The organism is Deltaproteobacteria bacterium (assembly GCA_016874735.1).
Classification (GTDB): Bacteria; Bdellovibrionota_B; Oligoflexia; order Oligoflexales; family CAIYRB01; genus CAIYRB01.
The window spans coordinates 52,232-73,779 of record VGTI01000004.1 but is presented as its reverse complement, the minus strand read 5'-3'; the positions used below and the strand labels follow the sequence as shown (position 1 = coordinate 73,779).

The 21,548-nt window shown below is 49.8% G+C and carries 17 protein-coding genes; 13 read left to right on the top strand and 4 right to left on the bottom strand.

Features of this window, described 5'->3' with window-relative positions:
- Positions 1 to 74 precede the first annotated feature (74 nt).
- The 3 genes from FJ146_04165 to xylA are packed head-to-tail and all read left to right on the top strand — an operon-like array spanning position 75 to position 3,908.
- Complete coding sequence (locus FJ146_04165) at positions 75 to 977, top strand: hypothetical protein (GenBank protein ID MBM4251141.1); 903 nt, start codon at positions 75 to 77, stop codon at positions 975 to 977.
- 47 nt (positions 978 to 1,024) lie between these two features.
- On the top strand, positions 1,025 to 2,548 hold the full coding sequence (gene xylB, locus FJ146_04160) for a xylulokinase (GenBank protein MBM4251140.1): 1,524 nt from the start codon (positions 1,025 to 1,027) through the stop codon (positions 2,546 to 2,548).
- Between the two features lie 22 nt (positions 2,549 to 2,570).
- Positions 2,571 to 3,908, top strand: a complete 1,338-nt coding sequence (gene xylA, locus FJ146_04155) for a xylose isomerase (GenBank protein ID MBM4251139.1) — start codon at positions 2,571 to 2,573, stop codon at positions 3,906 to 3,908.
- A gap of 2 nt (positions 3,909 to 3,910) precedes the next feature.
- Here the strand turns inward: xylA and FJ146_04150 are convergent, their stop codons facing one another.
- Positions 3,911 to 5,464 carry a hypothetical protein gene (locus tag FJ146_04150; GenBank protein MBM4251138.1) on the bottom strand — a complete coding sequence of 518 codons (1,554 nt, stop codon included), beginning with the start codon at positions 5,462 to 5,464 and terminating at the stop codon, positions 3,911 to 3,913.
- Positions 5,465 to 5,618: 154 nt separating this feature from the next.
- Between FJ146_04150 and FJ146_04145 the strand changes: the two genes are divergently transcribed.
- From FJ146_04145 to FJ146_04100, 10 genes are all read left to right on the top strand, one after another.
- Positions 5,619 to 7,388: an ABC transporter permease subunit gene (locus tag FJ146_04145; GenBank protein ID MBM4251137.1), complete on the top strand. Its 1,770-nt coding sequence runs from the start codon at positions 5,619 to 5,621 to the stop codon at positions 7,386 to 7,388.
- A 3-nt stretch (positions 7,389 to 7,391) separates the two neighbouring features.
- Positions 7,392 to 8,729 (top strand): nitrate/sulfonate/bicarbonate ABC transporter ATP-binding protein, encoded by a 1,338-nt coding sequence (locus FJ146_04140; GenBank protein ID MBM4251136.1) that lies wholly within the window; start codon positions 7,392 to 7,394, stop codon positions 8,727 to 8,729.
- A gap of 45 nt (positions 8,730 to 8,774) precedes the next feature.
- Positions 8,775 to 9,620, top strand: coding sequence for a c-type cytochrome (locus FJ146_04135; GenBank protein MBM4251135.1), 846 nt, complete (start codon positions 8,775 to 8,777; stop codon positions 9,618 to 9,620).
- A gap of 14 nt (positions 9,621 to 9,634) precedes the next feature.
- Positions 9,635 to 10,954 (top strand): hypothetical protein, encoded by a 1,320-nt coding sequence (locus FJ146_04130; GenBank protein ID MBM4251134.1) that lies wholly within the window; start codon positions 9,635 to 9,637, stop codon positions 10,952 to 10,954.
- A gap of 12 nt (positions 10,955 to 10,966) precedes the next feature.
- Positions 10,967 to 11,665, top strand: coding sequence for an ABC transporter ATP-binding protein (locus FJ146_04125; protein MBM4251133.1), 699 nt, complete (start codon positions 10,967 to 10,969; stop codon positions 11,663 to 11,665).
- The gene (locus FJ146_04120; protein MBM4251132.1) at positions 11,662 to 13,026 is read left to right on the top strand and encodes an ABC transporter permease; all 1,365 of its coding nucleotides are present in this window, start codon (positions 11,662 to 11,664) and stop codon (positions 13,024 to 13,026) included. The genes FJ146_04125 and FJ146_04120 overlap by 4 nt, the downstream gene beginning before the upstream one ends.
- Before the next feature lie 26 nt (positions 13,027 to 13,052).
- Positions 13,053 to 13,835, top strand: a complete 783-nt coding sequence (locus tag FJ146_04115) for an outer membrane lipoprotein-sorting protein (protein MBM4251131.1) — start codon at positions 13,053 to 13,055, stop codon at positions 13,833 to 13,835.
- A 4-nt stretch (positions 13,836 to 13,839) separates the two neighbouring features.
- Positions 13,840 to 15,180 (top strand): ABC transporter permease, encoded by a 1,341-nt coding sequence (locus tag FJ146_04110; protein ID MBM4251130.1) that lies wholly within the window; start codon positions 13,840 to 13,842, stop codon positions 15,178 to 15,180.
- Positions 15,173 to 15,943, top strand: a complete 771-nt coding sequence (gene tatC, locus FJ146_04105) for a twin-arginine translocase subunit TatC (GenBank protein ID MBM4251129.1) — start codon at positions 15,173 to 15,175, stop codon at positions 15,941 to 15,943. Before FJ146_04110 ends, tatC begins: the two co-directional genes overlap by 8 nt.
- A gap of 83 nt (positions 15,944 to 16,026) precedes the next feature.
- Positions 16,027 to 16,329 carry a hypothetical protein gene (locus tag FJ146_04100; GenBank protein MBM4251128.1) on the top strand — a complete coding sequence of 101 codons (303 nt, stop codon included), beginning with the start codon at positions 16,027 to 16,029 and terminating at the stop codon, positions 16,327 to 16,329.
- 2,074 nt (positions 16,330 to 18,403) lie between these two features.
- Here the strand turns inward: FJ146_04100 and FJ146_04095 are convergent.
- From FJ146_04095 to FJ146_04085, 3 genes are read right to left on the bottom strand one after another with little or no spacing between them, the layout of a single operon-like run.
- Positions 18,404 to 19,753, bottom strand: coding sequence for a hypothetical protein (locus tag FJ146_04095; GenBank protein ID MBM4251127.1), 1,350 nt, complete (start codon positions 19,751 to 19,753; stop codon positions 18,404 to 18,406).
- Positions 19,753 to 20,151 (bottom strand): cytochrome c3 family protein, encoded by a 399-nt coding sequence (locus tag FJ146_04090; protein ID MBM4251126.1) that lies wholly within the window; start codon positions 20,149 to 20,151, stop codon positions 19,753 to 19,755. The genes FJ146_04095 and FJ146_04090 overlap by 1 nt, the downstream gene beginning before the upstream one ends.
- Entirely contained in the window at positions 20,148 to 21,518 is a 1,371-nt protein-coding gene (locus tag FJ146_04085; protein MBM4251125.1) for a 4Fe-4S dicluster domain-containing protein, read from the bottom strand. The genes FJ146_04090 and FJ146_04085 overlap by 4 nt, the downstream gene beginning before the upstream one ends.
- Positions 21,519 to 21,548: the final 30 nt, after the last annotated feature.

The window sequence follows — 21,548 nt, the reverse complement described above, 5'->3', positions numbered from 1 at the left end:
TTGTGTTTCGACTAAAGTATGGGCGTCATTCTGCCGATAAGCAACTACGTACAGTGGTATATTAGAGGCAATCTATGACGACACCTAGGTGGGTAACCATCATAAGCTCAGCGGTTCTGCTTGCAAGCAGCGCCTGTTCCGGTGGGTCCGTGGTGTCGAAAACTAGCAAACCGTCTGAGGCTACGTTCGGGGACAGCGGCGCTCAGAAAGCGCCACTTCCGCCCAAAGTCAATGCGGAGCAGCTGTACGGCGGTCTTACCGTTGGGGGCGCTGAGGGAGTCGATCCTGGGCTTGTGCTTGAGGATCGGATCCAAAAGCTCGCAAGTGCCAATTTTCATGAGTTCATCAATGCTGTCGAGAGTCGGGTCGTCAATGATGCGCTGACGTTAGATGGCGTGATGAGGGTAGAAAACGTCAAAGACAAATTCATGGTCACGTTACCGAAGATTAAGGCACTGGCGATACGCTGGCGGTCCCTGGGTTCGTTTTGGCGCATGCAAGGCTTAAATCCTAAGAACGTATCACCCTACGATATCGAAAAGAATGTAGGGAGGGCATTTAAGTATTTTAATATCCCGGAGCGACAAGCGAGGCCTCAAATTGAGCAACAGAACCTTCAAGACGAGATCGATCGCATAAACCAAGAAGCTGCCATAGGTACGGTAAGCCGCTCGGTAAACAGCAACTGCGGCAAGTACAATCAGCCCAAGTGTACCCCCGATCCCATCGTGGCTGAGGATATGTCGCCTAACCAAATCAGTTTCGAGGCATGTAAATTACCGTCCGGACTTGATTTGAAACACCGCTGCACGCTAGCTGGTGCTATCGGTGGAGGGCTGATGATGGCAGACAAGCGTCTGGAAACTTTGGGTGCTGTGATAGCGGCAGCCGCTCTAGTATGCGTGGCTGAGTCCACAGCACCAGTGGCGCAGTTTTGTTCGCCTACCAACACCTTTAAACAGGATCCCACCCTCTAATCGGTGTTATGCTCGAACGGTGAAGCCGGTTTGACGCACCGAGGTGAATTTTGTCTGACAAATATGATGATCGATCAGTTGTCGTTGGTGTTGATCTTGGGACTCAGGGCATTAAAGTAGTGCTCTATGACTTTCGGTTGCGCCACGAAGTGGCCACGGCTCGTAGCTCACTTGCGTTATTTGTCGGTGAAGATGGTGCCCGCGAGCAGGCCGCGGATTGGTGGCTTGACGGGTTGAGGGAGTGTTTCGCTGCGTTGCCGAGCACCCAGAAACAGCGAGCATTAGCTTTGGCGGTATCGGGTCAACAGCACGGATTGGTCGCGTTGGGCGAAGATGGTCGAGTCGTGGCACCCGTAAAGCTCTGGAACGACACTTCAACATTAGCGGAATGTGATGAGATTGAGGCCATTCTAGGTGGGCGCGAGGCAGTAATTAGGTTGATCGGTAATCCCATTCTACCTGGATACACAGCGTCTAAATTGCTGTGGCTTAAAAAAAATAGGCCTACTGCGTATAACGAGATGAGGCATATTTTATTACCGCATGACTATTTGAATTATTACTTTACAGGGCGTATCACAGCTGAAGCTGGCGATGCATCGGGAACGGGATTTTTCGATATTCGGCGCCGCCAGTGGAGTAAGGAAGTACTCCGTGCCATCGATGACAGCAGAGACCTCCTTCTTGCCCTACCCGACATTTGTCCATCTTACGAATCTATTGGTTGCGTAAAATCTAATATCGCGGCTGAGCTGGGGATCCCCGCAGACGTCATGGTAGCAGTCGGCGGTGGTGACAATATGATGGCCGCCATCGGCACTGGAGCTGTGTTTCCCGGGGCACTCACGATTAGTTTGGGTACATCCGGCACCCTATTTGCGTATGCCGAAACACCAACAGTCTCTGATCAAGGTGATTTTGCATCGTTTTGCTCATCAACAGGTGGCTACCTGCCTCTAGCTTGTTCCCTTAATTGTACCTCTGCAACCGAATTAGTCCGTGCAACTATGGGCATAAATTTAGATCAGTTTGATCGGAATCTGCAGGCAAGTGAGGTGGGCGCTGGTGGTATTGTCGCGCTGCCCTTTTTTGGAGGTGAAAGAACCCCCGAGTGTCCCCTTGGAACAGGTACTTTCTTCGGATTGACTTCGCTTAATACCAGTGCTTGCAATTTAATGCGTGCGGTAGTTGAGGCCACAGTCTTCAGTCTTCGCTGGGGATTTGAATCCATGCAACGGCAAGGTTTAGTCAGCCGCGTAGCAACCGTGACAGGCGGCGGTGCCCATAGTAAAGAGTGGTTACAGATTATTGCGGATGTATTAGATCTCGAAGTCAAGGTGTCACCTCATGGCGAGGCGGCTGCTTTTGGTGCCGCCCTTCAGGCACTGTGGTGTCTTGAACACAGTCGAGGCCGCGCCACAAGCATTGCTGATATCGTCAGCAGTCACCTAGAATTTAACGGAGAAAGAATCTTCACGCCTCAAAGGCAAAGAGTTGCGACCTATACTGAGATCTTTCGTCGTTACCAGGATCTTGTCATAATGATGCAGGCCCGTTGGGCGCATAGATAATTTTTTTCAGGAGGGTGTCCCCATGGCTTCCACTGCGTCTTATTTTCCCTCAGTTAAGCAAATCGCCTACGAGGGACCAAAGTCAGATAATCCTCTTGCGTTCAAATACTATGATGCAAACCGTAAGGTCGCTGGCAAAAGTCTCCGAGAACATCTGAAGTTTGCCGTTTGCTACTGGCATAGTTTCTGTGGAGAAGGCGCGGACCCATTTGGTAGTGGCACGCTAAACCATAAATGGGAGCAGGGCGCTAATGCTATGGATCGGGCAAAGGCTCGTCTTGATGCCGCATTTGAGTTTTTTGTGAAGCTGGGCACACCGTACTACTGTTTTCATGATCGGGACATGGCACCCGAGGGTCAATCTATCAGTGAGAGTGAGAAGAACCTACAAACAATGGTTGGCCTCGCTAAGAAGATGCAGGAGTCTACTGGCGTTAAGCTACTGTGGGGAACTGCCAATCTTTTCAGTCATCCACGCTATATGAACGGAGCCGCAACCAATCCAGATATGAGAGTGGTCGCGCACGCCGCCGCACAAGTCCATGCAGCTCTTGCTGCGACGGTAGAGCTAGGTGGAACATCTTACGTCTTCTGGGGCGGTCGTGAGGGCTATAATGCGCTGCTTAACACAGACATGAAGCGCGAGCTGGATAACTTGGCTCAATTTTTGAGTTTGACGCGGGATTATGGGCGCAAGATCGGATTTAAGGGCGACTTTCTCATCGAACCAAAGCCGATGGAACCCTCCAAGCATCAATATGATTTTGATGCAGCAACGACTATCGGCTTCTTACGGCATCATGGTCTTGATAAGGACTTCAAACTAAATATTGAGGCGAACCATGCAACCTTGGCCAACCACACCTTCGCGCACGAGCTGCAGGTGGCTAGTGATTCGGGGCTGCTCGGTAGTATAGACGCAAATCGTGGTGATGCTCAGAACGGCTGGGACACTGATCAGTTTCCGACTAATGTATATGATGCGGTCGAAGCGATGATGGTGATTCTGAGTTCTGGCGGTTTTGTACATGGTGGGATCAATTTTGATGCCAAAGTGAGGCGCAATTCCACCGATGTTGAGGATCTTTTCATTGGACATATCGGTGCAATGGATAACTTCGCATTTGGGCTAGAAGTAGCAGCTAATCTCATTGAAAGTGGAGCAATTAGTAAGCTTCGCGGTGCGCGGTATGAATCTTTCCAATCAGGAATTGGTCGTGACTTCAGCCGTGGCAAAGTCAGTCTCGCGCAGCTCAGAGATTATGCGGCAGACCTACCAGCGTTCACGCCAGAGAGTGCTAAGCAGGAATTGGTTGAGAATATTGTGAACCAATATCTCTTTGGACGTGTTTTAGCGTAAGACTAACTTTTTACCGAAAACCGATCTCTGGGGATTTCAAATCGACTAATCACATCCTGGTTCTCCGTCGTGCGGCGAACCAGGATTAGTGCGTAGGGATCCACATAGATCGGCGCCCATTCGGGGTCATTAATCCGATGAATTAAGAAGGTTTGACCCGCAGGCGTGTAGTCGTGCCAGTTAAAAAAAATCACATTGAAATGCAGGGCGGCATCTAGTTCTTGCCATTTAGTATTGTCCTCTTGTGCCGGTACATAAGCCTCGGTCAAGAATCTTGCCGGGTAGGCTTCAGGTCGGTTGTCTACGAACACCTTAGTGTCAGGAAAAAGCGAGTAAATCAAATAACCACCGATATCGTAGTTGTTGAATAAAGGGCCTTTTAGCCTTTGCGCCCCGTAAAAGTTTGCAGCGTCAAGAGCGCCGGGTTTGAGGCCTATACCGATCTCGGAAAGGAATTGAGAACCAGTAGGTAAAATAAAGGAAAAGGTCGCCATCAAGGTGGCCAATACCATCAACCCGTTGCGCCATCGGCTGGACTTGATTTCAGCCAAGGTCTGGCATGCAGTCGGGACAAAGAATAAACCGAACATAGCGATATTGCGTATAGCGCTGAGAGCCATGAGTGCAAGTAGCGCACATAGAGCAGTAGTGGCAAAGGGTAGTCGGCGTGCACACTTGATAGCGACACGTAAAGTGAGAACGAACATTACCAATAGTGCCACGTACACCGGCCCGAACACTGGGAAATGCATGCCGCGACGAATGAAAAATGGAATGCCCTGGTTCTCTACGATCATATAGCCGTAGTTGTTGAAAATTCTGAATGGATAGGTAGCAAGGTTCCATCCTTCGGGGTTAATGACCGTTACCATGCATGACGTTAGTAGTAACAAGGCCAGCAATTTGAATTTGAGCAGTGCTGCAGATCGCTCTACTGGTTCGACAATGAAATAAAGATGCAGCAGAGCCTGGGCGGTAAACGCGCCGATGATCAGTAGGCCAAAAAAGAAATAGATATGACAGTTGACCCAAAGCACCATCAAAGGCAGTAGTGCCGGGAGCCAAATAGCCTTTAGTCGACCGCGGGAATACCCGTTAATCATGCCGTAGGTGATTGCACTTAAGAGTAAACTAATACCCTCGGGCCTAACCTCAGTGCGGTAGCTAATCATGGGCAGAGCTATGAGGGTAGCCGCTACGACCACCCAGCTGCGCATATCTCTCCATGCTGAGAAGCTGATGACTGCAGTAGCCCCGCCGACCAATAGGCAATAGAACAGCGATAGGCCTACAAAGTCAGTTAGTGCATGGACGCCATAGAAGATCACCCCACTTAGCCAATGGTGGTTCACGAATGGCGCCTGCGGATGGGTATACGAATAAAAATTGGAATAAAGGACATCGCGGTCTTCGAGCACCCATCTACCATTGGCTAAATGGCGGCCTAGATCTGCTGTGGAGAGGTCGATCTGCCGTGCAGCGAGCGTGGCAGCTGCTAAACTAGCGAGCAGTAGACAACAGAGTTGCAGTGTTTTGCTCAGTCGGTCGTGGGTCATAAAGGGGTGGTTCCTGTCACCGATCGTCTCCGTCGACTTTTTTGATTGTTCAATTGTTTAACCTCGAGTAGAGGAAGCGATATCGAGCTAGCCTTGATCCAAGTGTTTTTAATAGGTTACAGTATTCCACACAGTCACTTCAATCGAGTTGGACATGGCGGTAATAAGTAGCACGCAATATCAGTCAGCGACTGGCGATCGCGCCAGTTGGCTAGTTGACGTGCTGCTACTGCTTTTCATGGCTGCGCTGGTCTTTGGTGTGGTCCAATTCGGACGTCAATGGCTCGTGCCGGCAACCCCTCTGGAGCATCAGTCGCTCGAGATTGATCTTTCGCCCTGGGCCCTGCCCGTTTACTCCTTAAAATCATTGGCACGCGGTTTTCTGGCCTATGGTTTGTCTTTGTCTTTCACGCTCCTTTACGGTTCCGTCGCAGCCAAGCGCCCACGAGCCGAACGCGTGATGATCCCCATTCTGGATATTTTACAAGGGATTCCGGTATTGGGATTTCTGCCAGGCTTAGTGCTGGGATTGGTGGCGATCTTCCCCAACAGCAACGTAGGTCTGGAACTTGCCTGTATCATCATGATCTTCACTGGCCAGGCCTGGAACATGACTTACTCATTTTATGGCTCCGTACGGTCTGTCCCAGTCGATCTTCGGGAGGTTGCTCGCCTACACAATTTCGGCGTTCTGAAAACCTTCAAAACCCTAGAGGCGCCGTACAGCATGATCGGTCTCGTGATGAACAGCATGGTGAGCATGGCTGGTGGCTGGTTTTTCCTCACTACCACGGAGGCTTTTAGACTAGGCGACCGAGACTTCCGCCTCCCCGGGATCGGTTCTTACATGAGCGAGGCCATTGACAAGGGCGATCGCATGGCACAGGCCTATGCAGTATTGGCCATGGCGCTCATGATTGTGGCTACTGATTGGCTCATCTGGCGCCCCCTGTCCGTATGGTCGGAACGATTTAAGTCAGAGGAGGTGGCTGGTGAACGTGAGGAGTCGTTTGTACTGTCGATCCTTATGCGCTCCCGCTTGCTCATGCAATTCGGTGAGTGGCGTCGCCGGCGGCAATCAGCTAGGCGTGAGAAGCCCTCAGCTTTGGCGCCAGCGGATCAAACCTCTCAAGTAAGAAAGAGAACTAGCGCTCCGGCCTGGGAGCATAGCTTACCGCTCTTGGGTTGGCTCGCCACCTCAGCTTTTGGCGGCTTAGCAATTTGGGGTGGGATCAAACTGACACAGTTAATCTGGGAATTGACTCTCAACGACTGGTTGAAGGTGCTCATATCGCTTTGCATGACCTTCCTACGTACGACCACGGCCGTCCTGCTGGGTGCTCTGTGGACTGTTCCAGCGGGAATCATCATAGGACGATCGCGGCGCCTGTCTCGCAAACTGTCTCCGGTAGTCCAGGTGATTGCGTCCTTCCCAGCTCCCATGCTGTTCCCGCTGGTGACTATGGCTATGTTGTGGCTGGGAGTAGATTTTGCGTTTGGCTGCACAGTATTAATGTTGGTTGGTTCCCAGTGGTACATACTGTTCAACGTGATTGCTGGGGCACAATCCATTCCCGGAGACCTGCGGGAACTTGCTAGAATGTATGGCGTTACTGGATGGCCCTTATGGCGAACGCTGTACCTACCGGCCATTTTTCCCGCCCTAGTAACCGGACTCGTAACTGCTGCTGGCGGGGCATGGAACGCAAGCATTGTTGCGGAATTTGTTCACTATAGAGACCAAACCCTGATAGCTCCTGGACTCGGGTCCTTGATCACTAAATCGACCGAAGATGCTAACTTTCCTTTACTATGCGCTGGGGTGCTGACCATGTCTTTGGCCTTAGTGGTGATAAATCGAGTGCTCTGGAAGCGGCTCTATGCCCTTGCGGGATCTCGCTTCATGTTAACTGGCAAGAGTTGAACCATGACCATCAAGATCATAGAGCCATTTAGCGAAACCGGTAGTCGTGCAGACCTCATTGCCGAGGCTCGTAATATCAGCAAAACCTATGCAGAGGAGTCAGGGGGCGCGCGGATGGCCCTGCAAGATGTCTCGCTAGCCATTTCGCCGAACGAAGTCGTATGTATTCTTGGCCCCTCTGGCTGCGGCAAGAGTACCCTACTGCGCATCTTGGTGGGTCTGATCCAACCAAGTGCTGGCACTGTCTTCAGCCACGGAAGACAGCTACACGGGATCCACCCAGGTGCTTCCTTAGTGTTTCAAAACTTCGCGCTGTTCCCCTGGTTGACCGTTGAGGACAATGTTCGGGTGGGCCTCCACGGCCGCGGACTAAGCCGCTCTGAGGAGTCCGATCTCATTGCAACTACACTTGAAAAAGTTGGTCTAGGTGGTGTTGACAGAGCTTTTCCCAAGGAACTTTCTGGTGGCATGAAGCAACGAGTCGGGCTTGCCCGTGCACTTGTGGGTAAACCCGAGCTCCTGTGTCTGGACGAACCCTTTTCGGCGTTAGATGTGATGACTGCCGAGGCTCTTAGGTCAGAGGTTTATCGCCTGTGGAGTGAGGGTAAATCTGGGCTGAGTAGCGTCTTGCTTATCACCCACTTGATCGAAGAGGCTGTGTTTCTGAGTGACCGTATTGTGATCATGGATGCGAATCCAGGACGGGTCCGTGCGGTTGTGTCGAACGATTTAGGTCACCCGCGCGAATACCGGTCGCGTGAGTTTCAGGACTTCGTGGATCACATTCATGACATTCTGACTGCTGTGCATTTGCCGGATGTTCCGGTTGAGCCGCGGATCCCCCATGCCGCAGTTGCCGAGCGCATTACACCCATACCCGCAGTCACGCTGGGTCAAATCACAGGTATGATGGAGATCCTTCATGATCACGGCGATGAAATGGATCTCTTCGACCTTAATGAGTTCGTGTCCAATGAGCTGGGACAAACACTCACCGTTGTCAAGGGCGGGGAACTTCTCGGGCTGATCGAAACACCAGGTGATCTGGTCAAACTAACTCCCGAGGGTAAACACTTTCTGCAGGCCAGCGTTGCTGAACGCAATGATCTTTTGGCATCACGCATGAAAGGTCTGGGAATTTTCAGAATGGTGCTTCAAATGCTAGATTCTGCACCTGAGGGCAGCCTCGAGGACGAAGAAGTTGTGGCCGCAGTAGCCGCGCACTTGCCGCGTGAGCCTGCTAAGCAACTATCAGACACAGTTTGCGATTGGGGGCGGACGGTGGAGCTCTTTGATTACGATGCTGTGCGTGAGGTGTGGTCAAAAAAGACGCTTGAATAAAATTTTAATTTATCATTAAAAATATTTTTGATAAAACATTAATATATGAGCCGATTTTTATTATTATTGATTTCGCTGTGGAGCAGTGGCCTCTTCGCTAAAGGAGACACTGAGCCAACGTTGATATTAGACGCGACGGCTCAAGTGCGGTCCACCAGCAAGCGGGTATTCTCCAGGACGGAGCTACTGAATCACCCTCAGCGCAAAGTCCTCAAAGTGCCAGTCGATCCCAGCTATCCGGGGCGACCCATGGAATATCAGGCTGTTCCTATAGCAACTTTATTCTCAGGGCTAAATTTACCGCCCGATGCCGTCATTGAATTTAAATGTACAGATGGCTTTGCCGCCACCATTAGTCAAAGTCGTATCTTGAATTCCGATACACGGCGGTCTGTCGCCTATGTGGCAGTTGAAGACCCACGGCGTCCGTGGCCGAAGGTTAAAGGTGGGAAATCAACGGCAGGTCCTTTCTATTTAGTCTGGGACCATCCTGAATTGTCCGCGGTGGTTCAGGAGGAGTGGCCGTTTCAACTTGCTGCTTTTACAGTCAAGGGAAGTTTGCAGGGGCTATATCCAAGGATTTTTCCGGCAGTTGAGGCACCACCATCTGTCGTTCGCGGTTTCGCGTCTTTCACGAAGAACTGTTTTCCTTGCCATACGGTTAACATGGCCGGGCCAGCGCAAGTCGGACCGGACTTAAACGTCCCTAAAAATGTAACCGAATACATTGAACCGAAGACCCTGCGAGCTTTAGTGCGTAATCCTCAATCGGTTCGCTACTACCCGGGTTCACGGATGAGTGCGTTCCCCGAGGCCATTTTACCTAACTCAGAGTTAGAAGATTTGATAGATTATCTTGCGCACATGGCAGGACACAAAAGCACGCCGTAGGGAAGGTCAGCCGAATGTTAAAGCGCTCGATATTTCTTTGTGTTTTTGTGCCGCTAATGAATAGCAGGGCGCTTGCCAAGGCGGAGCCACTCGAATTTCGCGGCTGGCTACAGTGGCTGAATACCCTCGAGCATACTACGCCAGATACGAAAAACGAGCTAAATCCTGAGAATCAGGTACTCAGAATTCCAAATACAACATACGCCTCATTACTGAGGCCAAACTTCAAAATCACCTCTAGCGATGTCCAGTTTGTGGTGAGGCCACGGGTCATTTACAGGCAGGATTACACTAAGGTAAATGATAAACAGCAGCCTGAGACTAGTCAGTTGCAGTCTTATCTTAACGACGCCTTTGTCCAGTGGACTGTCTCCGATACGGTAACTTTTACCTACGGTAAGCAGGTCTATCAGTGGGGAGCGGCTGAGACCTTTAGCCCGAGTAACCGGATATTTCATGATGTTGCATCGAACCGTGACATCCGCTACGAGGTGCGAGGTAAGCGTATTGCACGCCTTAATTTGAGTTCTGGTAAGGAGCTCAATGCTGTGCTCATGGCTGATGTAGAGGACGACAAAGATGCCTTGATCTTTAATGCAGATACGAAATGGGTGCCGAGCGCTTTGGCCAAAGGGGAATATGGCTGGAATTCAGGCGCTGACTACCTTGGTCTTGTAATGGGCGGTCAGAAGAATGGGCTTCCATGGATAGGTGAGTATTTTAACGTTTCAGTGCCATTTTTTGACGGTTTATCGCTTTTCGGTGATACCAGTCATCAGCGCGGTTCAGAGGCGTGGTATCCAGTTGTCAATAGTCAGAACACTCCAGTGGGGGTTCAGCAGCAGATAACCTTTGGCCACTCAAGACTCGATAGTAAGCACGTCTACACGCTCGCTGTGGTGGGGTTGAAATACGATTTCATTAACGGGACTATTTTGCGCGGCGAATACGTTTATAACGAGGCCGGATATACGAAGACCCAAAGAGATCTGGCGCGTGCTGCGCTAGATCCACGCAATCCGCTGCAGCAACCTGTGCTGCTGGACAATTTTAAGCGTTATTTTGCTCCAGGTCTGGACATAACCGGGCAAAGATATGCGTATGCATCACTCTATGTTCCAGATATGTTTAAAATTAATGATTTGCTGTTCATGGCCAGAACAGTCTACTCCCTACTTGATAAATCCTCGCTGTCCTATGTCAGTGTCGACTACAAGATGGGAGGTAACGGGACGCTCTCACTCGCCGTCGGTGGGGGTGCTGGTAAAAGTAACTCGGAGCTAAAAGGTTTCACGGCTCCCATGCAGTATCTTGCATACCGTCACGATTGGTGACAGGAGGGAATGATGAGTACTGTGACAAAACCGGGGGCAGCATTTGTCGAGCTCCGAGGTATCGTCAAAAATTATCGACTTGGGCAGACTGTCGTGTCAGCGCTCAGGGGCGTTAGCCTGCAGCTTCACCGCGGCGAATTTACTGCCGTCATTGGAGCATCGGGATCGGGAAAAAGCACCTTACTGAACATGATTGGCTGTATTGATGACCCCGACTCCGGAAGTATCAGCTTCGATGGTGTTGAGGTTACTAAGCTCACTGACGATGCGAAGAGTCATTTACGGAATCAGAAGATTGGTTTTATTTTTCAGTCGTTTAACCTGATCCCAGTCCTGAGTGTCGAGGAAAATGTTGAGTTGCCACTCCTGATCAACTCGAGCATCAGCGTGGCAGAGCGTAGTGAGCGCGTCGCATCGGCCTTGGCAGATGTAGGTCTGAGTGCGTATACCAAGAATCGGCCCGATCAGCTTTCTGGCGGTCAGCGTCAGCGAGTTGCCATAGCTAGAGCCTTGGCTGGCAATCCCGATTTAGTATTGGCAGATGAACCTACGGCCAACCTGGATTCGCAAAACTCAGCAAAAATTATTGACCTCATGTTAGAGCTAAACTCGCGCCGTAAGGTGACGTTCTTGTTTTCCACTCATGACGCAAATCTCATGAATCGCGTCTCGAGAATAGTCAACATTCAAGACGGAGTGATCCGCTCATGAGTGTTGGCAAATGGAAGCTAGCGCTGCGCAATTTGAGTCGCAATCGCCGTAGGAACTTTGCTACGGGTGCCGCCATAGCGACTGGATTTGCCGCCCTCATTGCCCTGGGCGGCTTTGTCAACCGGACGGAAAACCACCTCAGAGTTTATACAGTTTATTTGAATCGTGTTGGTCACATAAATATTTACAAGAAAGATGGCCTAGATAAGTTTTCAACAAAGCCCCGGCAGTACAGTCTAGACGATGCCGACATCGCCAAAATCAAACAGGTGGTCGCCGACATCAGCAATATTGAGATTCACGGCGGTCAGCTCATCGGTGCCGGTATTGTTGGCAACGGCTGCCGCACTGTGCCTTTTGTGGCTAAGGGCATTGACCCACAAGTTGACCTGCAGCTGCGTAATCATGTCGAAATGCGCAAATGGATTCCTAGGTTGCGAGATTTTGCCCGAGGCTCTGGTCTGTGGAACTATGATGATCAACTCGGTGGTATCGTGATCTCTACCGGTTTGGCAAAAATTTTGGGCAAGACCGTTGTTTATAGCGAATTGCCAAAAGATCAGCGCCCCGTAGTGGTAGTTAATTGCGCCGCACCAGATGCGAAAGAAAAGATTGCTGCGGATACCAATGTGCAGCTAGTTGCCGGAAGCTGGACGGGAATGATGGCTGCACAGGATGCAGAGGTCGTAGCGACCTTTGTTTCAGCGATTCCGGAATTAGCAAATTCGGCTGTCGAGGCCTCTCTAGCCCAGCTACAGCGCCTATACGACACAAACAGTGTTACCTATTACTCTCTATGGCTAAGGGATCCCAGTCAGCTAAAAAAGAATATATCTCTTATAAAAGAGCGTCTGGCGACCGCCGGCCTAAATGTGGATATTTATCCCTGGATGAATGAGGAAGTTTCCCCGTTTTATTCAGGAACGATGCAGTTTGTTTACGTCATGGTTACTTTTATTTCCTTTGTACTAGCTGCAGTTGTAATTTTGTCCATCTTTAATTCGGCCACAATGACTATTATCGAACGATCCCAAGAAATCGGGATGATGCGCTCGATTGGGTTCACGCGCAGCCAGATTCGTCGCCTGTTTGAAATGGAAATGCTGTTACTGGCTACTTTTTCCATTATCTCTGGTGGCTTGGTCGCGGCGATCGGGATCTTTCTCGTAAACAATCTGGGGATCACTTACAACCCGCCAGGTATCTCGGGTGGCATGATTCTTAAGCTGGTGCCAAACGTCAAAATTGTTGTGCAGTCTGGTATCGCAACACTCTGTTTGGCCTTGATCACAACAGTACTGGCTGTACGCAAGGTGGTCAGAACTAATATTGCAATACTACTGCTTGGATCACAGCGCTAAATTGGTCCGATAATCGGAGGTTTGTTATGGTTGCGGAGACTATTTTACTATCCTTGGTCCTGGGTGTGACTAACCTCAGCTCGCGGGTTTACGCTAAGGGAGGCACCCCATCAGCTCCAGCGGCGGCCACTCCTCCCTCTGCCGACGACTTGCTAAAGGACTCTGATAAAGCACGCGGCGCGCTGGAAGGCGGTATCTCATGGGAGATCGATGTCGAGACCTTCGAAGACGGTGGGCAAAATAAGGTTCACTACCTCGTTAAAGTCAAGGGGGTTGATGCTCTGGCAGAGGCCATCTCGCCTGCCCGCAACAAAGGCGAGACTATGCTCTTCAACGATCGCAACCTATGGTTTTTCAAACCGGGGCTAAAGAAACCGGTTGCGATTTCAGCGCGTCAGAAGCTGATGGGACAGGCTGCCAATGGTGATATCGCCTCGACAAACTACTACCGAGACTACGAGGGTAAGGTCATCGGTGAGGAAAAAGTCGGATCCGTTGATTGTTTTAAACTTGAGCTTAAAGCGAAGGCCAAGAATGTAACCTATGACGGCATACGCTACTGGATTTCGAAAAAAGATCACTTGGGTCTGAAGGCGGAGTTTCTGACAGTTAGCGGAGATATGTTTAAGAGTGCCTTATTTAAGTACATGAACAAGGTCACGCTCGACGGTAAATCCATGCAATTTGTGAGTGAGATGGACATTCTTGATGCCCTTAAGCAGGGAAGCCATACGGTCATAACTTACAGCAATCCCAAACCCGAGAATCATCCGGACAGTCAATTCAATATTAATAACCTTGTGAGATAACGTAATGGCGGCACAGTCACTTAGTGTTTATAGGCAGATGTCTCGCCTTGCCTGGCGCAATGTGGTTCGCAATTGGCGCCACAGCTTGGCGACGATATTGGCAATTGCCTCGGGATTCATGGCTGTCTCGCTATTCGATGGTTTTCTTAAAGAGCTACACGAGCGAAACGTAGATAGCTTTACGACTAGGGGCATGTTGGGTCAATTGGTGATCCAAAAAGTGGGTGCAAGTGAAGCTACAGCTGAAGACCAGTGGGCCTATGCTATCACCAAAGAGGAGCAGGATTTCGTTGAGTCGTTCCTGCGTAATGATCCGGAGTTTCTCCGTCGGGTTAGATTTTTATATATGGTAGGCATGGTCAATGCAGGGCCTTATAATACGGTGTTCACAAGTTATGCCATTGATGTCAAAGAAGGTGGAGAGGTCCGCGGTGATCGCTGGTACTGGTACACATTGGCTGGTGAACCACTTGATCAGGTTAAAGAACCGTCGATTAGTCTGGGCATGGGGCTTGGACACCTTATTGACTGTGATTCCACATACGATGGATCTAACTTCATCCTCGAGGACGGTAATTATATCCCCGAGAAAAGACCTTTTCTTTGCAAGCATCCGCGGGTAACGCTGTCGGCCACCACGGAAGCGGCTCAGGTTAATGCTATTGATTTACCAGTAAGCGGATTATTCGATGCTGGGTTCCGTGAAGCAGATAAGAGGGCCATCCGCGTCGATTTGGCCCAAGCGCAGCGATTACTTGATACCGACAAGATTTCGATGATCTCGGTGCAATTAAAAAATCCGAACAATCGAGACCAGTTCATCGCGCGTTTGCGAGCGGCAATCGCGACGAAAGGTTTCAACCTGCAGGTCGATCGATGGGAAGATCATCCTATGACGTCCTACGTCATGGGGGGGCTACAGATTCTTCATGTATTCCGTAATCTTTTTATGACTATCGTGGTTTTGATTGGTGTTATGTCTGTCGCAAACACCATGATGAAATCTGTCAACGAGCGCATCCGTGAGATCGGCACGTTGCGCAGTCTGGGTTTTTTAAGGCGGCATTTAGTGTGGATGTTCTCGGTTGAGGGAGCGTGTCTAAGTTTGATCGCATGCATTATCGGATTGGTGGTCACGATTTTGATTACATTTGCTATTGATCACGCTGGCTTGACCTACAAGGCTGGTATACTCTCGGTGCCGATAAATTTGAGGGTACGTTACTCGGTGGGCGCGTGGATCATTAGCGCTACGGTGCTGAGTCTTTTAGCCACGGGGACTGCCTGGTTCTGCTCGCGGAGGGCAAGTCGCATGGTAGTGGCCGAGGCTATGCGTCATGTCTAATGTACAGTCACTGATCGCTCATTTGGAGTCAAGTCGCGCTGGCACTTTGTTTAAACGCGTTGATGAAGTGCGGTCAATGTTGGTCAAATGGGTGTCTGTATTCTTGGTATTTGTAGCTGTCGGATTTTATTTTGCGCAGGATCTGATTAATTTTTTGAAGATTCCCCTGGCAGACGCTCTGCCGGGACAGGCGCAGGTGCTGCATTTTACCGGCCCCCTTGAGGTGATGATGGCGTATATGAAAGTCGCCTTCGTAGCCGCATTTTTGCTGGCGTTACCACTCGGATTTTTCCAAATCTGGCGTTTCATGATTTCGGCATTCCCTGAGCGAGATCATCGGCTGACTATACCTTTTTTTGTAAGTTCGCTGCTACTTTTTGGGCTGGGAGTGATCTTTTGCTATTTTGTTATGCTACCTGTGGGGCTTAAGTGGCTAGTGGGTTTTGGTGGTGATCAGGCTGACGCAATCATCACGGTCGGTGAATACGTGGACATGTTAGTGTTCATGATTATTGCCTTTGGTTTAGCCTTTCAGCTACCACTTGTGATCATACTTGTGGAGCGCCTAGGGCTCGTTCAAGAGGTCACTCTTAAAAAACATCGCGGTGGCATTTTGGTGGGAATTCTCACAGCGGCTGCAGTTATAGCTCCTTCCCCGGATCCTATGTCTCAAGTGGCACTCGCGATTCCTATGTACCTGATGTTCGAGGCAGCATTGCTTGTGATTGGCCGTATGAAGCGCCAAAAACCACAGTCAACTTAGCCGCAAGAGACTGGCACAAAGCTTGAAAGCCCACTGACAAGGGAGGCTATACCGGTCTCGCCTATGGCAAAAGGAGCTCTTCTATGATGCCTGTCAGCACTATCGGGAAAAATGTGGAATTACTGAGACAAGACGCCAATAAAATGATTGAGGATCTAGGACGTCTTCAAGCAGATTTGGTTCAGGAGGGTAGAGCTGTGACAACTACTACGGCTCATAAGTTGGCGGAAGTAGCACAGTCTCGCCTAGCTGAGACCAAACGTCAGCTGCAGGCCGTTGACGATAGATTGCACAAGAGACCCTACAGTTACTACGCCCTTGGGGGGGCCTTTACCCTAGGAATTTTGGGTGGTCTCATGTTGCCATTTACTCGTCGGGTCCATTGAGAGACCACTAACGGCGACCTGATTTAAATGAGAATGGATTGTGGCAACTGCCACAATCCTCGAACCCAGCAAGCGCATGGTTGGGGAAGCTCACTCCTTGCGCATCCCTGGCGTGACAGCTTTGACAATCGTACGGGGTACCCTCGTATATCCCTCTTTTGTGGCAGGCATTGCACGTTGCACTACGATGGGCGCCCGTTAAGGGGAATTGAGTCAAAGAATGCGAGAAATTCAGAATTTGCCAATTTTGCTGCGTATGACATTGAGCGCACTCGGGTAGCCCGCCGTTATGATGGTCATCCTTTTTGTGGCAGAAAACACAGCGTTCGCTGGCTCCTGTTAATCGGCGATGATTGTCGGGTCCGTGGCATTGCTCGCAGCTCAGTAGATTATGCGCGCCCACCAATAGATAATTTTTATGAAAATCATCGATCGATGACCATGCGTGTTGCTCGGAGTGGCAGTTTATACAGCGGCTTCCGAGCTTACCATTATGTGGATCCTTATGGCACGTGGCGCAATTGCGATTGGCAAGGTCCGGGAACATAAATTGACTTTTGTATCGGGGTAAAGGCGAAGGGAATTTCACTGAAGTGGGCTTATGGCATTCGCGGCATTCCAGATTTGCATGCTTGCCTGTAATTGTGTAACCGGTACTCGCATGATCAAAAGGAAGCCGGGTTAGGAAGGTGTCAGTGGTATGGCACTGTGAACATGCCTGTTCCCGATATTTTTGATGGAACTGATCAAGATGCACGTTGGTATGACACTCGGTACAGTAACCATTTTCGCGATTGGCAAAAATAAATTTTCCCGCAAATTTACGTGGTTTTTCCGATAAAATACGAGATGTTGGGGTGTGGCACTTGGTGCATTGATTCTTGATCCGCAGGTGGTCGCCAGTGAGTCGGAAATGGGTCTCCGTATCGTGATTGAAGGGCTTGAGCTTGGTAAAACTAGTTGTGTCGTGACATGTTAAACACGCTTCACTTCGGTAGTCGGGGCGAAACTGATCGGAGTGAATATTCTTGTGGCAGCTAGTGCAAAATCCACTTGATGCATTTTGAAATTTGTAAACGTCACGACCATCGCGCAGGTGACACGCGGCGCAGGTGATGTCCTGATGACGTCCGGTAAGTTCAAACCTAGTGAGATTATTGTGGTCAAAGTTCTTCTCTAACTGCGGCAGTTTAGTCCAACTACTGGTGATATGGCATTCATTACATTTGCGATTCATCAGAGTGGGTGGGAATTTACCTATATGCGGATTCTTGTGACAGCTTTCGCATGTTTTTTGATTTAAATCTGGCCATGAATATTGACGAGTAGCATTGCCTCTAGTGTCACTAGGATCAACCTTTACGTGACACTCGTTGCACCTTACATCTAGATGCTTACCATCGACTCGGTATTTAGTCTCAATATTGTGGAAAAAATGCGGGGGAGGCGGCAATTTGTTGGGTTTGATACTGTCGTATATCCCGTTGACTTTCCACGAATCGTCGCGGTGGCATTGGCTACAGTCTGTAGATTGAAACTTGCCCGTAAACTGATGTGGGTCGTCTTTATTGTGGCAGCTGTTACAGCTGGGCGTTGGTCCGAAATAATGCGTATCTTCAGGACGTAGTGCCTTATCGGTGCGCTTGTTTTTGTGACACTCCTCACAGGCAAGCTTGGCATGCGGTTTTGATAGTGGCGAGCCAGTCTTACTGTGATCAAATGTAAGCTTGTCTATGATCGCGGAATCATAGTCTCTACCTTTATGCTCGCTATGACAGCTTAAGCAGGGTTTTTGAGTCAGTTTATGAAAGGATTTTGGTTTCTCGATCGACCTGCGGATGTCCTTGTGGCAGTCAAGGCACTTTTTGTCTGGCACCCCATTGGCCGCTGCGTGACAGCTCAGGCAGCTTGCGTGTTCGAGATCCTTGTGGGGCGCGGAGAGTGGGCCAGGGGCAAGCAATTTGTTTAAAATCCCCTGACTGTTTTTTGAGGATTTTGAATTTGATGCAGCCAAAGTAATTGGTGATGCAAAAACAATGATGCTCAGTATCCCGATAATTTTTGAAAAATGCATTTAATACCTCGCGTTCGGTGGCGCGACGTCGCGCAGAGGCGTGAATTCTCGCGTGCCGAATCGGTAGCCAATCGTGAGGAGTCCGCTGGCGATTCTGTTGTTTTCATCGGCGGCAAGTTCCCCACCAGCCGAGACTAGAATCCGCTTTGACAAATAAAAACCTAAATTACTACTAATAATCAATTGATTTAGGACGATGCCATTATAACGATTTTGACGCGTCAATCGCAGTGATACATCACTCATCCATCGGGTGGCAAAGTAGTTGAATACGGAATTCATAAATAAATCGCGACTAATAAAGCCGCGTCTAGTCCCGATGTACCCGCTGATCTGCGCATGCTCTGTGGCAAAGCGTGTCAAAGTGCCGCCCAGCGTTAGTTCTTGCTTGTCTAAGTAGTCGATCGTCCGCCGCCCAAGTATGAGCGTGCCCTCGAGTCTGGCCTGATCGTTCATACGGTACTGAATTAAACCCTTCGCCTGGGAATAGGGGCTCGCAGGTAGCGGCTCCAGTATGTCCCTTTGGTGACGGTAAGCGCGTAGGTCGAGATGCGACGCACTAATCCGAGCAGAGAGCTTAGTATTAAAGCGTTCGTCCCACTCTAGGCGCCCCTCTTCAAGTTGCGGGGAATCTTGACCTGAAACGTTGAGATAAGAACCTGCTCTGTGTCTTGGACCAAAATGTAGAAGGCTCTGATTGATCCAGGTATTGGTGACGGTCCCTTGGTCGTTTGCAAACTCCGGACCTGAAATCAGAAAATTAGCGATATATTTGCCTTCATCCCAAGACTCACCCTCTAGTTCATAAATGTGATAGCCACCAATCTGATATAGATCCGACCCTATATCAGCGACTGGTTCATCGGTAATTCTTGGCTTATAACCGGCAAAAACACCGACACGATGGTTTGGGTTAAGGCGCAAACCGGATTCGATACCATCGTTGAAAACAACATTGTTAGCACCTGGTAAAAAACGGCCGATGGTCCAGAAGTATTTATGTGAGTGGCCGGGATCGCTTAGATTTAATTGGCGCAGACGCAAGGAGTTACGACCACGCAACTCAAGCCTTTCGGCATCAACCTTATCAAAGAAGTCATGTTGATCCCGGATGTCGATAAATAGCTGATACTGTTGGCTAGAGATCTTTGTCACATCTAATGTAAGGCGGGATGATACAACGGCGCGATCATTGTTTGTCAGACCAGCCGTTTCGGCGGTAAATTGTTCCCGAGCGATATACCCACCACCCAATAGATAGCCGTGATAGTCATACGCTAAGGCGTCCGCCGCCCAAAGATTCATGCTAAAGGCAGCGATTATCAGTTTAGTGATGGTCCGACAGTGCATTATGCCTCGGACCTCCAGTTAGGGAACTTGTGGCAGTTTACGCAGTCACCCTCCTGCGTGTGCGGCGGTGCTGGGCGCATGGAACCATGGCAAAAAGTACAGCTTTTGGGGGCTGGTGAGTGGGAATACTGCAGATAGGAACCCCACGTCTTATCCGTCGTGTAGCGATGGCAGGAGACGCAGTCCAGGCCGTTTCCATGGGCAGTCTTGTAAACTGGTGAAGGGCGATCACTTTCGTGGCAGGTGGCGCAAGTCTCGCTAAATCGAGCATGATCGAAGCGTGGTGACATCCAATCAGCGTTGCTAACTTTAGGTTTACTAAAGCCACATCCAGCTAGGCTATAGATAGTTGCGACCAAGATCACAAAATGTGCTGTCAAATAAGTAACTCTGCTCATGCGCGACTCGGATGGCGACTTATTGGCTCGCCAAATTTTTTATCCACTAGAATCCCTAATTGGTTAAAAAAAGCGGTTTGCAACTCCGCACCGATGAAAATGAAAATATAGTCATTTTTTAGGGTTTGTCGTTGACCATTGACTAAAAGATCCACATAACCCTCACGAATCGCCTCAACCTTTGTGTCGAAGTAGAGCTTCACGCGACCCGCGGCTGCAGCCTGGCGCACATGGTGTTCGTTTGATTCGTTACACCGGTCGAAGCCACTGGTGACAGCCAGCATGGAGACGGTATTGGCTAGACTGTTTTTACACAGCATATCCACAGCCTCAGCAGCAGAGTTTCCGCTGCCGACGACCGCGATATGTCGCCCGTGATACTGCTCGGGTTCGATGAGGTTATAAGTTACTTTGGAAAGCGATTCCCCAGGTACGCCAAGTTTACGCGGACTGCCACGCACGCCGGTGGCAAGGACTACTCGCCTTGATGTCAGCACTCCATCTGAGGTTTGTAGTTCAAAGTTGGGCTCCCTCTTGATCAGATTCAGAAATTTTGTATGCTCCTTAATGACTAGACCCTGCTCAGAACGGATCATCTCCCATCGAGCGATTAATTCTTCTTTGCTGACCTTATGGCGTGGAAATTTCATCTGTCCGACTATGGGAAGCTCGGCAGGTTGAGACATGATGATTTTTTGTCTTGGAAAATTTGCGATAGTTCCACCGTAATGATCCTGCTCCAAGCATACATAGTTCAGACCGCGAGCCTTGGCCGCTAGTGCAGCGGCAATGCCAGCCGGACCTGCACCGACGATGACAAGGTCATAGTCAGCTGGGGACTTATCGGGACTGAGTTGAAGCTGAGCAGATGCATGCTCTACGGCTTTGCGACCCTGACGCACCGCATTACGAATGAGACCCATTCCACCCAGCTCGCCCGCGATATAAAGGCCCGATATATTTGTTTCATAGTTGCTAGTGATGCGCGGGATTTCCTTGCCGCGTGTTTTTGTCCCAAAAACGAGCTTAATAGCATCAAAAGGGCAAGCAGCCTCGCATTCACCGTGGCCCACACATTTGGTAGGTGAGACTAAAGCGGCGCGATTGTTAACTAGTCGAAGAATTTCTCCTTCAGGGCAGGCACGAACGCAGGCGCCACAACCAGCACATAGATTAGGGTCGATTTTCGGGTGCAGCGAGAAGGGCTCAGCTAGATTTTTGGATTTGGCTTCATCCAGAGTGGCCCTAGCTTGAGATTGTTTAGCTTTGGTGTGACGGTACGTGAGCACCATCATGAGAACCAAAATTAAGGCGGCAATCACACTAAAATAGTCGGAGATGAGGTAAGACCATGTCGTTAATTCCAAATTGTGCAGATCTCCGTGATGTTGCGACAA

Excerpts from the sequence above, each read along its gene's own strand:
- FJ146_04165 (MBM4251141.1), top strand. The coding sequence starts at position 75 with ATGACGACACCTAGGTGGGTAACCATCATAAGCTCAGCGGTTCTGCTT.
- xylA (MBM4251139.1), top strand. The coding sequence starts at position 2,571 with ATGGCTTCCACTGCGTCTTATTTTCCCTCAGTTAAGCAAATCGCCTAC.
- FJ146_04150 (MBM4251138.1), bottom strand. The coding sequence starts at position 5,464 with ATGACCCACGACCGACTGAGCAAAACACTGCAACTCTGTTGTCTACTG.
- FJ146_04145 (MBM4251137.1), top strand. The coding sequence starts at position 5,619 with ATGGCGGTAATAAGTAGCACGCAATATCAGTCAGCGACTGGCGATCGC.
- FJ146_04140 (MBM4251136.1), top strand. The coding sequence starts at position 7,392 with ATGACCATCAAGATCATAGAGCCATTTAGCGAAACCGGTAGTCGTGCA.
- FJ146_04135 (MBM4251135.1), top strand. The coding sequence starts at position 8,775 with ATGAGCCGATTTTTATTATTATTGATTTCGCTGTGGAGCAGTGGCCTC.
- FJ146_04130 (MBM4251134.1), top strand. The coding sequence starts at position 9,635 with ATGTTAAAGCGCTCGATATTTCTTTGTGTTTTTGTGCCGCTAATGAAT.
- FJ146_04125 (MBM4251133.1), top strand. The coding sequence starts at position 10,967 with ATGAGTACTGTGACAAAACCGGGGGCAGCATTTGTCGAGCTCCGAGGT.
- FJ146_04120 (MBM4251132.1), top strand. The coding sequence starts at position 11,662 with ATGAGTGTTGGCAAATGGAAGCTAGCGCTGCGCAATTTGAGTCGCAAT.
- FJ146_04115 (MBM4251131.1), top strand. The coding sequence starts at position 13,053 with ATGGTTGCGGAGACTATTTTACTATCCTTGGTCCTGGGTGTGACTAAC.
- FJ146_04110 (MBM4251130.1), top strand. The coding sequence starts at position 13,840 with ATGGCGGCACAGTCACTTAGTGTTTATAGGCAGATGTCTCGCCTTGCC.
- tatC (MBM4251129.1), top strand. The coding sequence starts at position 15,173 with ATGTCTAATGTACAGTCACTGATCGCTCATTTGGAGTCAAGTCGCGCT.
- FJ146_04100 (MBM4251128.1), top strand. The coding sequence starts at position 16,027 with ATGATGCCTGTCAGCACTATCGGGAAAAATGTGGAATTACTGAGACAA.
- FJ146_04095 (MBM4251127.1), bottom strand. The coding sequence starts at position 19,753 with ATGCACTGTCGGACCATCACTAAACTGATAATCGCTGCCTTTAGCATG.
- FJ146_04090 (MBM4251126.1), bottom strand. The coding sequence starts at position 20,151 with ATGAGCAGAGTTACTTATTTGACAGCACATTTTGTGATCTTGGTCGCA.